Here is a 14,214-nt window from a genome sequence, read left to right as displayed (position 1 = left end):
AATCGATAGCCACATCTGCCACCCTTGTACGGGGTGGTTTTTTTATCTGTTCGCTACTCGATCTTGCGTGGCAGGTGGTGCTGCGGCCAGCATTAAAGGCTCTTCCGGAATGATGATCCAGGCGGCAATGTAAGCCAAAAGACCAACTCCTCCGCATATCACACACACTGCCCACACAATGCGGATCAACGTCGCGTCAAGGTCATAGTACTCCGCTAGTCCCGCGCACACGCCTGCGATCTTACGGCTTTGGCGGGGACGCACCAGCCGTTGGCGGGCAATCACGCCGGCCACTCTCTTGCCGCAATAGGCGCAAAGGTTTGAATCATCGGGAATCACCTTGCCACAGTAGTTGCAATACATCTTTCCCTCCTCGCTTGAGCGCCCTAAGGTCCGGTCCCAAGACGGGTAAATCAACCAAGCCGCTCTAATCATGATACGTATTCCGGGCCGTTTCGGTTCAATAGGAGTAAAGTGAGCTTAATTTTGGGTAGAACTCCGGATTTCTGCCGCTTGCATGGGGAATCAGGTGCTCTCTTTATGCAATCACCGGTTATTTGCCCCGGCGGCTGTTAACGCTGGCAATTCTTCGCGGTAAAAACGCGATTACCTCCGTAATAAGGAAGGCCTTAGCGGGTAAGGTTTCATGTGACCCCTTATCGGGCAGTTTACCTGATATCTTAGCCGGGTTAGACACGGTACAACCATCTTGCTCCCCCGCATCCCAGAACGCTAAGGATACGGAAGACAAAATTATGACCAGACCGCTCAAGCCAGTCAAAGAGTTCTATACAGAACCCGAGGCCGCTGGCTACCTCAACATCCCCTTAAATGAGCTTTATACGCTCCTGGACGAGTACATCTTCAATGACGGCAGCCCTCGCCCGCAGGACCTTACGTTCTGTGAAGCCGATCTGGTGCTGCTCGGATTTTGGAGCAAAACCAGGGATAATCCGAAGATCCTGCGGATGCCCCGGCGTCGCGAAGCCTGAACCTTTTACAACGTAAGATTTTCCGGGTACATTGTCCTGTTGGCCATGGGTAAAACTGTAAGTTGATGGCTCCAATAGGGTTACGTTCCCTCCATCTTTGGCCCTAGATTTGCCCTTACATCAGTAAGACTTAAGGGGCTTTGCTAAATGGCACATCTGGCGCCGAATTATGAGGAACGGCAGGAGTTCTGGAAACCGGCAGTAGCTCCGCGACACGAAGCAGCAGCGGCTGAGACCACAGATCAGGTGTGCCAGGAGTGTGGCACGGATTTTGTTCTGGGATCGCGCTTCTGTTATGTCTGCGGTGCTGACCGGCACGCTAATCTCGCGGCCAATGCCGTTTCGGGTGTGCGTGCCTGGATAGACTTTGCTTCCTTGCGTGAAGCGCTGGGGCAGAGCAATGCTTCTTTGGTCGCCTTGGTTCTGGGATTCGCCTGCGTCATCGCGGCGATTGTGACTGGCTTTGTCTTCACCGCTACCACGCTGCTCGATTGGCAAGCCGTACAACTCTGGCGTATTGAGTGGCTTCTTGGCGCCGTCGCCATGTTCGCGGCCGGCTTCCTGCTCAAGAAGAAATAAGTTTTCTCCCCTTAAGAAAAGGGCGGCGTCGCGCATTTCGCCGCTCTTTTTTATTTCAACTCCCAATCTTAGTGCCGTCCCAGAACAATCCCGCCAATCGCATCCTGTAGAAAATGCGAAATCATTCCCGGCCTGGTGCTTTTCCGCCACTGAGCCAGCCATCCTATAAGGGTGCCCAGCACAACAATCGTCAATACCAGCTTCAGTCCTTGATAGGCGTGAGCGGCGCCAAAGATAATGCCTTGGATTACTACAGCCGCCGTCGCGTTTTTCAGCCAGCCGTTCAACTGCTGCTGTAGATAGCCGCGAAAAGTGAACTCTTCGCAGATTCCTGCCGAAAGCGATAAGAATATCCAGAGCGTGATTTCGGTTGCGCTCCGGGGAAGCAACCTGCTTATGTTGGCATTTGGGCCGGGACGCAAGAGTGCTTGCAGTCCTGCCAGAAGGATATTGGAACCCACAAGAAATAGGACTCCGATCCCCAGGTCACGACCGAATTGCTTTGCAGTTGACCACCGTGCGCCAATCACGCTCTCAATTGAGCCTCCGCCTAACCTTATTCCCCAGGCCGCCAGCGCAAATAGTAGCCATTCCCAGGCTATGGTGAACAGATAGCTCACTGCCCGCGACGATCCAAAGGCGGGCAAACCTTGCCGATGCGCTCCCCACGCGGCAATCCCGCCCAACGCAAGCAGAAACAGTGCTGTATGCCAAAGTGGAGCAATAAGTTTGGGAGAGAACGGTGCTGGATGCGCGGCTGCGGGAGCATTCATGGTCTGTGATTATAGGACTGTCGCGTCATTGCAGAAAGCAAAACGGCTGCCCGTGAAAGGCAGCCGCTTTAGTCAAATCAGAAAAATTGTTAAAGAAATATCGCCTTTAGTTAAGTGGCGGTTTTGAGGGCTGAGTAGAAGATCCGTTTCCCATATCGCTGGGTGCCGGAGGATTGCTGGGAACAGTCGAGCCGCTCGGAGTCGTGCTGCTCGGCGTGGTGGTGCTTCCCGGCTCGCACGGATTTGCAGTAGCAACAGTCGTTGACGTCCCGCTCGGACGCGAAGCTGATGCACTGGAGGTCGTGCTGGATCCGGTAGTCGAGCTGGTTGAACTTCCAGTCCCGCTATTGGCGGTTGCGGAAGTGTTGCCCGTTGCAGGCGTGCTGCTCGCCGTGGTCGATGTTCCAGTGCTGTTGGCAGGCGTGCAAGGCGCCACAGTGGTCGAAGTCCCGGTCTGGGTCTGCGTGGAACCCTGCGTTCCGCCGGTTACTGATCCTGCGCTGCCTGCAACACCCGGCGTTCCCTGAGTTGCTGCGGGGCTTCCGGTGGTGGTGCTTCCGGGCTGCGAAGTTTGCAGTGTTCCCATTGAACCGGAACCTGTGGTTGAAGTGGTTCCAGTTGATGTCGTTCCGGGCTGCGTGCTGGTTGTGCCCTGGGTTGTCGTCCCTGTTGTGCTTGGTGTCGCCGGGCTGGGTGTAACTGTGCCCGTGCTTTGTGCCATGGCGATGCCAACGGACAATGCAAACACTGATGTTGCCAGTAAAATCTTGCGCATAGAAAGCTGCTCCTTGTGAACTTGCGTGTCCGGGATTTCCGGCCACAAAATGTGAGTCACTCAATACCTTCGGTTAAATATGGGATGCACTTCGCGGAAAGGCAGATGTCGCAGGCAGAGTTGCTGGACCGCATTATTTGCCCTTTCCAGCATCCAGCGTCCGCGTCTTCTCTGCTCACCGTTTCCAGCCATGGACAAAGATAGGCGTTTGCTTCTATTCTTCCGCCTGTACTTACAATAAAATGTGATGCTCCACCGTAAGCTGGTCAAGCACTTGTACTCGCCGGATTCGTATTGTTTTTATTGTCCTTTGAAGGGGAAGAGACTTGAACTTATCGTTTTTTCGTGGCCGCGTGCGGCTCGGTTGTTTGTTGGCTCTCGTAGTATTCTGCATTGTTCTTTCCGGAAAATCATTTGCCCAGGATAACGACCTCTCGGCTGAGGAGATCATCCAGATTCTCCAGCAAAATCCAGATGTGCTCGCTGAAGCGAAAGCAGAGATCGTGAGTCAGCTGCGGGATCGCGGCTATAACGTCTCTGAGCGGGACATCACCGATGATCGCCTCTTCAGCCAGATCCGCTCAGATGACCGTGTGCGCCAGATTGCCGCCAATGAATTGACCAAACGCGGTTTCGGTCCGGCCCAGCAGGGTGATCAGACGCCCGACGAACAGATTGTCCCTTCAGGTCAACCGTCAGGCCAGCAAACCCAACAAGGCGGGCAGCCATTTCCGCAGAATACGCAGCGCCCGGGCGTCGCCGGACAGCAGGGAATGCAGGGCGGCCAGCCGGGAATGAACGGACAAGCGCGTCCTCGCCGCGCGCAAAGCCAGAAGGGCCCCACGCAGGAGCAATATCCACTCCGCAACCTGCCGGCCTTGCGTGATCTTTATACGCAAGCCACTGTGGACGAAACAAAGCTGGAGCGCTTTGGCGCGGCTCTTTTCCGCAACAGCGCCGCCGTTGCCGATAAATCTACTTTGAGCGTCCCGGTTGGCCCGGACTATGTCCTCGGTCCCGGCGACGAACTTGTCATCGATTACTGGGGCGCTTCGTCGCAACACATCCAGCGCGCGGTGGACCGCGAAGGCCGCATCTCGATTCCTGAGGCCGGTTCCACGGTTGTTGCCGGACGCACGCTCGGTGAAGTCCAGCAAACCATCCAGAAGATGCTGAGCCGCCAGTTGCGCGGTATTTCCGTGGACGTGACTCTGGGTAAGCTGCGTACTGTGCGCGTCTATGTTGTGGGCGATGTCAAGAATCCCGCCGCTTATGACATCAGCTCGCTCTCCACGGCCTTAAGCGCCTTGATCGCCGCTGGCGGCCCCACGGATACCGGTTCCTACCGCACGGTAAAGCACTATCGCGGCAAAGCCCTGGTGGAGGAGGTCGATCTCTACGACCTTATGTTGAAAGGCGTAAGTTCCGCTGAAGTCCACCTTGAATCTGGCGACAGTATTCTTGTGCCGCCCATCGGTCCGCAAGTCACTGTGGCGGGGAAAGTTCGTCGACCCGCAATTTACGAGCTGCGTAATGAACAAACGCTGGACCAGGTCCTGGATCTGGCGGGCGGCGTTCCCGTTACCGGAGAACTGAGCCGGATCAGGGTTGAGCGCATTCAGGCCCACGAGCGTAAAGAAATGATGAGCGTCAACGTGGCTGGCGGGGCCGGAATCGCCGCAGCCGACGACGCCTTCAAAAGATTTCGCATTCAGGATGGCGACATCGTCACCGTCCTACCGATTCTTCCTTATAGCAATCGCGCCGTTTATCTTGAAGGACATGTCTTCCGTCCGGGAAAGTTTTCCTTTAAGGATGGATACAAAGTCACCGATCTGATTTCTTCCTATGACGATCTCCTTCCTGAGCCGGCCGACCGCGCAGAAATCGTTCGCCTGCATCCCCCCGACTTCGTCCCGGTCGTGATCCCTTTCAACCTGCATGACGTTCTTTCCAAAAAAGTAGAAGCCCCCAGCCTGGAGCCCTTTGACACTGTCCGCATCTTTGGCCGTTATGAAACTGACGGGCCAAAAGTTTCGATCTTTGGCGAAGTCATGCGCCCCGGCGAGTATCCTCTTTCTGAAAAAATGACGGCAGCCGATCTTCTGCGTATGTCTGGCGGTTTCAAGCGCTCTGCCTACCAGCAGGAGGCCGATCTCACCAGCTATTCCGTCATCGATGGCGATCACGTTGACCTGGACCATCGCGAAATTCCCATCGGACGCGCCCTGGCCGGCGAAGCCGATACCGATGTTCTGTTGAAGCCCGGCGACGTTCTTACCATCCGCCAGATCGGTGGCTGGAACGATATCGGCGGCGCCGTTTCCATTACCGGTGAGGTGATGCATCCCGGGCGTTATGGCATTCAACGTGGCGAACATCTCAGCTCTATCCTGAAGCGCGCGGGCGGATTTTCGACTGAAGCCTATCCGTACGCCGCCATTCTCGATCGCGCCCAGGTTCGTGAAGCTGCAGCCAAGAGCCGTGAGGAAATGGTGACGCAGATTCAGGCGCAAAACATTGGCGGCCCCGGCTCAACCGGATCGTCTTCATCGTCCTCCTCTTCACGTAACAACAACGCTGTCGCCCAGGAGCGCGAACGCCAGCAGTTGCTTGCCAAATTGAAGCAACTCCAGCCCAACGGCCGATTGCTGATTCACGTCAGTTCGGACATTGAAAAGTGGCAGGGCACCCAGGCGGATGTGGAAGTTCGGGCTGGCGATACGCTCTATATTCCCAAGCGGCCTACGTTTGTCATGGTCGCAGGCCAGGTTTATAACCCCATCGCGATCACCTTCAGCTCCGGCAAGCATGCTGGCTGGTATCTCAAGCAGGCGGGCGGTCCAACCACGCTCGCCAATAAAAAGGAGATATTCGTCGTTCGCGCCAATGGAACGGTCGTAGGACGCGGTTCCGGAGAATGGTGGTCTGGCAATGTTTTGGGCACGACCTTGCAAGCAGGGGACACCATTTTCGTTCCTGAGAAGGGCGCAGGCACGGGAATCTTCAAGAACCTGAGCCAGACGATTTCATTGCTTTCCGGCGCGGCTGTTGCCGTTAGCGTTATCCGCACTTTTTAACCGAGAGAACGAGTTGACCCGAATGGGAAATTGCAGGCTTGCTCTTTTACTAGTTTTATTTTTCGCAGCCACCGCGGCATGGGGCCAGTCGAGTGATAGCTCGTCGGCCGCTTCTTCCACGCCAACGCCAACACCTACGCCGGTTGCGCATGCCACCGACGATGCTCACCCTGCCAGCGACAATCCGGTAAAGTTCCTGCGTAATCTGGGTCGCGACCAGAAAGATATCTGGACCAGCCCCTTTAAAGCCCGCATCCAGGATCTGAATTGGATTGTTCCGCTCACCGGCGTAAGCGCTGGTTTGATCAATGCCGACGCTGAGCTCTCGTCTAGAATCACCGGGACCGGTTCGTTCGGCAAACATTCCAGCACCCTTTCTAACGGTGGTGTTGCTTTGTTGCTCGGCGGAAGCGGCTCTCTTTATCTGCTGGGTAAATACACTGGCGATGAACATAAAAAAGAAACAGGAATTCTCGCTGTTGAAGCCGCGACTAATAGTCTCATCGTTGGTGAGTTGCTGAAGGCAGTCACACAAAGGGCTCGCCCCACAGACGGCAACTTCAAGGGCGATTTCTTCAACAGTTCTTCCATCTCCAATTCATCGTTTCCTTCGGCCCATGCCTTGCTCGCGTGGTCCGCAGCCAGCGTTCTTGCGCATGAATACCCCGGGCCTCTTACGCAGATTGCTTCTTATGGCTTGGCGACCGTGGTCAGCGTCGCCCGTGTTTCCGGTCGGAACCATTTTCCCAGCGACGTAGTGGTTGGCAGCGCCATGGGTTGGCTGATGGGGTGGCAGGCTTACAAGGCGCACCATGACCATGAACTGCCCGGCGCTGGCTATGGAAAATTTATTCCCGATCCAGGTCCGGAAGGTTTCCCCCACGCGGAGCGCGGTTCACCCTACGTTCCTATTGATAGCTGGGTCTATCCTGCGTTTGATCGCCTCGCCGCGCTGGGCGCACTGAACAGCGGAATCGTAGGGCTCCGTCCATGGACGCGCAATGAATGCTCCCGTCTGGTTGAGGAGATCGGCGGCGAGGTCGATCAGTCCAACCCTGACGAAGCCTATCGGCTCTACTCAGCGCTGGTCCGTGAATTCGCCATGGAACTCAGCGGCGAGCCAACTGACTACATCGGGTTGGATTCCGTGTACGCGCGCACCACTTCCATCTCCGGTCCTCCGCTCACTGATAGCTATCATTTCGGCCAGACAATCGTGAATGATTACGGCCGGCCCTATCAGCGAGGTACCAACGGAGTAGGCGGATTCTCTTCCAGCGGCGTTGCTGGCGCCCTCGCGTTCTCAGTCCGTGGCGAATATGAGCACGCCCCTTCAGCCGCTGGTTATTCACAGGCCGTTCAGGACGCGATTCAGGTCACCGACTTCAAAGGCCCGCAACCTGCCTCTGCCATTCCCGCTTTTAACCAGTTCCGCCTGATTGATGCTTCCATTTCTCTGAACATCAAAGGTTGGCAAACCTCATTTGGTAAGCAGACTCTGTGGCTCAGTCCCACACAGGACCCCTTTCTTTGGAGCAACAATGCTGAGCCGCTCTACATGCTCCGCGTTGACCAGACCCATCCGTCCAAGTTTCCATGGATTCTGGGAAAATTGTTGGGGCCATTCCGCACCGAGTACTGGGTTGGAAAAATGACAGGTTCTCATTGGAACAATACTCAGGATCCAACGATTGGAGAAGTCTTTTCATTCGGACGTACTCTTCCGCAGCAGCCCATGGTCAATGGTTTCAAAGTTAACTTCAAGCCAACCCCCAATTTTGAATTTGGCGTAGGCCGAACCGGGATGTTTGGCGGCCCTGATTTTCCCATCACAGCCTCATCGCTTAAACATTCCCTGTTTTCCACTGGCAATAGCACTGGCCGCGGCCACGATCCGGGTGACCGCCGTTCCACCTTCGATTTCACATGGCGTCTTCCTGGTTTCAGACAATGGCTAACCCTCTATGACGATTCTTTCGTGGAAGACGAAATTTCCCCTATCGGCTATCCACGCCGCTCCGCACATACCCCCGGTCTTTATCTATCTCATTTTCCCGGCATGGAGCGTCTGGATTTCCGAGTAGAAGGCTCTTACACCAATCTTCCCGGTCTGATTCAAACCGCGGAAGGAGGCTTCTTCTATTGGAATGACCGCTACCTGGACGGCTACACGAATAAAGGCAACATCGTGGGCGATGCTACAGTGGGTCGGCAGGGAATTTCATTGCGTGCCAGTACCACATATTGGGCCGCATCAGACAAAACGGTCCAGTTCGGCTACCGTAGTGAAATTGCTGACAGCATGTTTCTCCAAGGCGGCAATCTCAGGGACATATATGCCAAGTCCGAATGGGCTTTGTCTCCCAAACTCTCTCTCTCAACCTTTTTGCAATACGAGTATTGGAATTTTCCATTATTGAGCGCTGGAAAAAAACAAAATGATTTCACCGCTTCATTTCAATTAACATATTGGCCGCATTGGAGATTCAAACGTGGAAGCTAGGGGCCAGGCCACCGTACCCATTTACGCCCCCTCCATCCATCCGGAGCTGGAGAAGCGATACTCGCCTTCAGCGCCCGAGCCTGACGATCGAAAAGGAGAGAAGCTCTGGGTGCTGTGGCGATCGCGCCGCTTCCTGTGGGGCGTAATTTGGAAAACGCTTATCGCTTCCGTCGTTCTGGCGTTTCTGGTTCCTTCGCATTACGAGTCCGCTGTCAGATTTGTCCCCGGAGAAAATTCCAGCGCTAGCGGCAGCAGCTCCATGATGGGCCTCATGAGCAAGGCTCTCGGCAATGAAAATTCAAGTATGGGTTTCGGGCTGGACGCTGCCAGCCTGCTCGGGGCCAAAACCCCCGGCGCTTTTTACGTTGAAGTACTGAAGAGCCGCACTGTCCAGGATCGCCTGATTAACCGCTTTGATCTGCGTGCCCGTTATGGCAAAAGCACCTACTTTGAAGCGCGCAAAAAGCTGGCAAAGTTTACTGACATTGAGGAAGACAAAAAAAGCGGCGTGATCACGCTCACCGTCACAGACTATGAGCCTAAAATGGCCGCGCAGATTGCCAACGCGTATGTCGACGAGTTGAATCGGCTGGCTGTCGATCTCAATACTTCTTCCGCCCATCGCGAACGCCAGTTTCTTGAGGAACGTCTGGCAACCGCAAAACAGGATCTCGCCCGCGCATCGGCCGCTTTAAGCCAGTTCACCACCAAAAACTCCATGGTCGATCCCCAGAATGAAGGCCGCGCCGTAATGGACGCCGCCGCCCGCATGCAGGGCGAACTCATTGCCAGTGAGACCGAATTGAAAGGACTGCAACAGATTTATTCTGACGACAATGTGCGTGTCCGCACGCTCAAGGCGCGAATGGCTGAATTGCAGTCGCAACTCAGGAAGCTCGTTGGCCAAAGCAATGACGCGGCAGCGCAGGATTCGCTAGCAGGCTCGTCAGCTCCTTATCCTTCCATGCATACTCTGCCTGGACTAGGGTCGCGCTATGCCGATCTTTACCGCGAAGCCAAGATTCAGGAAGCAGTTTACGCATTCGTGACCCAGCAATTCGAGATGGCAAAAATTCAAGAAGCAAAAGAGCTGCCCATCGTCCGTGTGATGGATGCGGGAGTTGCCCCGGAAAAGCGATCCAGCCCTATCCGTAGCCTCATTGTTGGCGGCAGTGTCTTTGGTGCATTTCTCCTGGCATGTTTGTGGGTGCTGGGAAAATACCGCTGGCAGCAGATCCCGGCAGATGATACATACCGGCTGCTTGCCGCTGATGTTGCGGGAGAATTTCGCTCTGTTTTTGCAAAATTGCGGCGCAGGACCAGTTAGAGCAGCTGTTGACAAAATTCTGAGTAGGAGTATTCATGGCTCTCGGACATCAAGATCGAGAATGGGAATCTCTCCAACAGGCGGACCGATCCGTTAGAACGTATTTTCGCGACCTCACCGAGCTTGTTCCTCTCCTGCCATACAACTCCATCACTGCAATTGTCTCTGTCTTCCTTAATGCTTTTGCAGAGCAGCGCACCGTCTATGTATTTGGGAATGGCGGCAGCGCTGCCAGCGCCTCGCATCTGATGTGCGATATCAATAAAGGTGCCAGCGCTCCCGGCGACAATAAGCGCCCCAGGGTGATGGCTCTCACTGACAATGCTTCACTCATCACCGCATGGGCCAATGATTTTGGATATGAACGCATCTTCTCCGAACAGCTAAAGACTTTCATCAAGCCGCGCGATGTGGCCTTCGCCATCAGCACCAGTGGTGATTCTCCCAATGTTTTGCTGGCGCTGGAAACAGCCAGAGAATGTGGAGCTATGACCATCGGCCTGGGCGGCTGCCAGGGTGGCCAGATGAAGTCTCTGTGCGACGTTTGCGCCATTGTTCCTTCAGATAACGTTCAACTGGTTGAAGACCTCCACCACGCCATCATTCATTCGATCTTTGTCGCCATTCGCGAAAACCTACTTCACGGGACCACGAAAAATCTGATGGCCCGGGCGGCATCGTTTTAAGGGCTCTGCATGAAAATCGCTTTTGACTTGCGCAGAATCGGCAACCCGGGAATAGGCCGGTACATGAAGTGCCTGACAGAATCCATCACAGCGCAAGCTCCCGAACACGAGTATCTGCTCATTCTCCCGCCGCAAAGCGAGCACCTGGTTCATGCGCCCAACGCGCAAAAACTTTGCACCCCTTTGAAGTATTATTCTTTTCGCGAACAATTTGAGCTGCCGCGAATTCTCAGCCGCTACAAAGTTGATCTGCTGCATGGGCCGCATTTCCTTCTTCCGCTGGTGCGGCCGTGTCCCGCCGTCGCCACTATTCATGACGTGATCTATATGGCCTGCCCGGAAGATCTGCCATCGCTCGCCGGACGCCTTTACTATCGCGTCATGATGACTGCATGCTCGCGCATGGCGACGTGCTTGATCACGGATTCCAAGTACTCCAAAGATGAGATCGTTCGTTATCTACACGCGGATCCGGCAAGGATCGAGGTCGTTTACCCTGCGGTCGATCCCTTTTTTGAATCACCAGCCGACCATGACCAAATCGCATCTGTGCGGGCCAGATTCGGCATTGATCGCGACTACCTGTTATCCGTAGGCATTTATAAGCCCCGCAAGAACTACGCCAGATTATTGAAAGCATTTCAACTCCTGCACAAAAGTGGAATACATTCGCAATTAGTGATCGCCGGGCCCTTGGGAAAAGGAGAACCCATTCTTCGCGGGCTTGCCCGGGAACTGGGGATCGCGGAGCACGTCATCTTCACTGGTTTTGTAAATGACGCCGACCTACGCGCACTGTATTCCGGCGCTCGCGTTTACGTTTGCCCGTCGCTCTATGAGGGGTTCGGTTTCACCGTGCTTGAGGCCATGGCCTGCGGAACGCCCGTAGTCTGTTCATCCGCCACCTCGCTGCCGGAAGTTGCAGGCAAAGCAGCGCTCTACTTTGATCCTAATAAGCCGGAAGAGATGGCAAGCCAGCTTCGCCGCGCCGTTTCGGATGAGTCTGTGCGGACATCTCTGATTTCCGAGGGACGCACCAACCTTCTCCGTTTCAGTTGGGACGAGACAGCCCGGCAGACGCTCGAGGTCTATCACCAGGCTTTGCATCTGCCACTGCCCAAAGCGGCCTACGCATGAAAGCCTCCGGCAATCACGACGTTGTAAAGGTCGCATTCGACGCCTCTGCGCTCAAGCCGCAATATCTCCACCACGGAATCCAGGTTTACACACGCAACCTGCTGGCCGCCCTCCATCCAATAGCAGGATCGAGTGGGATGGAGATTCGACCATTTCTTCCTTCAGCAGAAGATGTCACGCCCGGCAAATTTACGGAAGCGCCAGGTTTCCAGCCCCGCAAATCTGCTTTAATCGGATTTGACCGGCTATGGCGTTACGGTGGGGCGACCGCCGCGGCTTTCCTTGATGGCGCGGATATCCTGCTGAATCCGCATGGCGTCTCGTTGCCCATCAAAACTCTTCTGCCGACCATAACCACCATCCACGATCTCACGCCTATGGTGATGTCCTGTTATCCTCAGCGCACTGCTTTCTTTTTGAAATTTCTGCTCACCCGCTCCGCTAAATCGTCCACCGCCATCATTACTGTCTCGGAAAACTCCCGCCAGGATCTCATTCGCATTTGCGGCGTTCCTGAGTCGAAAGTTCACGTTGTGTATGAAGGCTACGACCGGGAACTGTTTAATTGCGTCCCTCCGGATACAGCCTTGCTTAAACAGTTACAGCTACGCTTGGGCATCGGGCGACCGTACATTCTCCATCATGGCGCAATCCAGCCGAGAAAGAATCTCCCTCGCCTCATCGCTGCTTACCGCCAAATGCTCAGCAGGAATCCCAAACTCACTTTCGACCTTGTATTGGCTGGTCCTCTTGCTTGGCAGCATCAGGAAACTGTCGATTCTGCTCAAGACGATAGCGCCGGCAAAGTCAAAGTCATTTTGACAGGTGCACTGGATGATCACGACTTATCTCTGCTGGTGCGAGGTGCTTCACTCGAAGTGGTCCCATCGCTTTATGAAGGCTTCTGTCTGCCCATGGTTGAAGCTATGGCCTGCGGTGTCCCTACAATTGTCGCCAACACTTCATGTCTGCCTGAGATTTCCGGCGGCGTTCTGCGTTATTTCAATCCCAATTCTATTGAAGACATGGCTGACTCGATGGAAGCGGTCTTGCTATCCCGTGACTTGCAAACCGAGCTTGCCGAACGGGGCCGCGAGCGTGCGCAGAGATTCAGCTGGGGCCTTTGCGCGCAAGAAACGGTGGCCGTGCTGGAGCAGGTTGCGCGCCGGCGCGAAGTACATTCCCGCACCGCTGGAGTTGCGTTGTGAGGATTGCGATAGATTCATGGACGCTGGCCAGCCGCTTTCGCTGTCAAGGTACTTATGTCTATACGCAGAACCTGCTTCGTGAATTCAAAAAGATTGTTCGCCATGACGCTGGAGTTTGTTTCTCGCTTTTCGCTTCCGCCCGAAACGGCAACGATGCGATCCACGTTGCTCGCGAAGAGCGCTTTGAACTGTGCTCATCGCCGTTGCTCGATCATGATCGTCTATGGCGCTTCGGCGGTGCTGGTCTTTCTGCTTCGCGATCTCATGCCGACATCCTATTTATCCCCACAGCAGCGACCTTGCCTATAGGCTCCGTGCCTGCGGTCTGCACGATCCATGACGTTACGCCAATCACCATGCCGTCGCATTCTGTTCCAGTAAGCGCAATGCAGCGGGTCTTGCTTAAGGGGTGCGCGCGTTTCTCCCGCACAATCATCACTTCTTCAGAATGTTCAAAAAGAGATATCGTCGCGCATCTTGGAACCTCTGAGCAAAAAATCGTTGTAATACATGACGGCTGCGACCAGTCGCTTTTCAACACTGATCCACCGGACATTGCATCTCTTGCCGCGTTACATGCTCGACTCGAAATCAAAAAACCTTACCTGCTCCATCATGGAACAATTCAGCCCCGCAAGAACCTGAAGCGGTTGATTGAAGCCTTCCGTCTTATGCTGGCGGATAATGCAGATCTGGAATTCGATCTGGTACTGGCGGGACGACGAGGCTGGGCATCTGATGAGATCGTGAATGCGGCCGCGAAGAGCAGCGGCCGCTGCCGCGTAATTCTTGCGGGTATTCTGGACGAGTCCGATCTGGCATTGCTGATCAAAGGCGCCAGTCTGGCGGTTGTGCCTTCATTGTATGAGGGCTTTTCATTGCCGATGGTTGAAGCGATGGCTTGCGGCGTGCCGACCATCGCTTCCCGAACGTCATGCCTGCCTGAAATATCTGGCGATGCTCTTACTTACTTTGATCCTTTGTCTATCGAAGACATGGCGGCGTGCATGCACGCAGTGCTGCGCGACTCTGAATTACGCCAATGCCTGCGCCAAAAGGGAATTGCCCGTGCGCGCGAGTTCACCTGGAAACGCTGCGCACTCCAAACGCTTGACGTCCTGATGAAAGCTGGCGAGGCCCGCAGTAATTGAATC

12 protein-coding genes are annotated in these 14,214 nt (G+C 54.9%); 9 read left to right on the top strand and 3 right to left on the bottom strand.

The annotated features are described in order from the left end of the window. Positions 1–42: 42 nt before the first annotated feature. Entirely contained in the window at positions 43–363 is a 321-nt protein-coding gene (locus LAO76_21390; protein ID MBZ5493480.1) for a PspC domain-containing protein, read from the bottom strand. 392 nt (positions 364–755) lie between these two features. Between LAO76_21390 and LAO76_21385 the strand changes: the two genes are divergently transcribed. Both LAO76_21385 and LAO76_21380 read left to right on the top strand, forming a co-directional pair. Continuing rightward, on the top strand, positions 756–992 hold the full coding sequence (locus tag LAO76_21385) for a hypothetical protein (GenBank protein MBZ5493479.1): 237 nt from the start codon (positions 756–758) through the stop codon (positions 990–992). Between the two features lie 147 nt (positions 993–1,139). Then, on the top strand, positions 1,140–1,571 hold the full coding sequence (locus LAO76_21380; protein MBZ5493478.1) for a hypothetical protein: 432 nt from the start codon (positions 1,140–1,142) through the stop codon (positions 1,569–1,571). 68 nt (positions 1,572–1,639) lie between these two features. Here LAO76_21380 and LAO76_21375 read toward each other — a convergent pair whose 3' ends face one another. Together LAO76_21375 and LAO76_21370 are read right to left on the bottom strand one after the other, a co-directional pair. After that, entirely contained in the window at positions 1,640–2,344 is a 705-nt protein-coding gene (locus tag LAO76_21375) for a CPBP family intramembrane metalloprotease (GenBank protein MBZ5493477.1), read from the bottom strand. A gap of 106 nt (positions 2,345–2,450) precedes the next feature. After that, on the bottom strand, positions 2,451–3,119 hold the full coding sequence (locus LAO76_21370) for a hypothetical protein (protein ID MBZ5493476.1): 669 nt from the start codon (positions 3,117–3,119) through the stop codon (positions 2,451–2,453). A 326-nt stretch (positions 3,120–3,445) separates the two neighbouring features. On the opposite strand from LAO76_21370, the gene LAO76_21365 reads away from it, so the two are divergent. The 7 genes from LAO76_21365 to LAO76_21335 are packed head-to-tail and all read left to right on the top strand — an operon-like array spanning position 3,446 to position 14,211. After that, a complete protein-coding gene (locus tag LAO76_21365) occupies positions 3,446–6,199 on the top strand; it encodes an SLBB domain-containing protein (GenBank protein MBZ5493475.1) in 2,754 nt (917 codons plus the stop codon). A gap of 22 nt (positions 6,200–6,221) precedes the next feature. Further along, entirely contained in the window at positions 6,222–8,702 is a 2,481-nt protein-coding gene (locus tag LAO76_21360; GenBank protein ID MBZ5493474.1) for a phosphatase PAP2 family protein, read from the top strand. Continuing rightward, positions 8,692–10,029: a lipopolysaccharide biosynthesis protein gene (locus LAO76_21355; protein MBZ5493473.1), complete on the top strand. Its 1,338-nt coding sequence runs from the start codon at positions 8,692–8,694 to the stop codon at positions 10,027–10,029. Before LAO76_21360 ends, LAO76_21355 begins: the two co-directional genes overlap by 11 nt. 35 nt (positions 10,030–10,064) lie before the next feature. Further along, on the top strand, positions 10,065–10,715 hold the full coding sequence (locus LAO76_21350; GenBank protein ID MBZ5493472.1) for an SIS domain-containing protein: 651 nt from the start codon (positions 10,065–10,067) through the stop codon (positions 10,713–10,715). A 9-nt stretch (positions 10,716–10,724) separates the two neighbouring features. After that, positions 10,725–11,852: a glycosyltransferase family 4 protein gene (locus tag LAO76_21345; protein ID MBZ5493471.1), complete on the top strand. Its 1,128-nt coding sequence runs from the start codon at positions 10,725–10,727 to the stop codon at positions 11,850–11,852. Continuing rightward, on the top strand, positions 11,849–13,060 hold the full coding sequence (locus tag LAO76_21340) for a glycosyltransferase family 4 protein (protein ID MBZ5493470.1): 1,212 nt from the start codon (positions 11,849–11,851) through the stop codon (positions 13,058–13,060). Before LAO76_21345 ends, LAO76_21340 begins: the two co-directional genes overlap by 4 nt. Beyond that, positions 13,057–14,211, top strand: coding sequence for a glycosyltransferase family 4 protein (locus LAO76_21335; GenBank protein MBZ5493469.1), 1,155 nt, complete (start codon positions 13,057–13,059; stop codon positions 14,209–14,211). Before LAO76_21340 ends, LAO76_21335 begins: the two co-directional genes overlap by 4 nt. Positions 14,212–14,214 lie beyond the last annotated feature (3 nt).

This window comes from Terriglobia bacterium (assembly GCA_020072645.1).
Taxonomy (GTDB): Bacteria; Acidobacteriota; Terriglobia; order Terriglobales; family Acidobacteriaceae; genus Angelobacter.
Note: the sequence above shows the minus strand (reverse complement) of the source record. Positions and strands in the feature narration are given on the sequence as shown.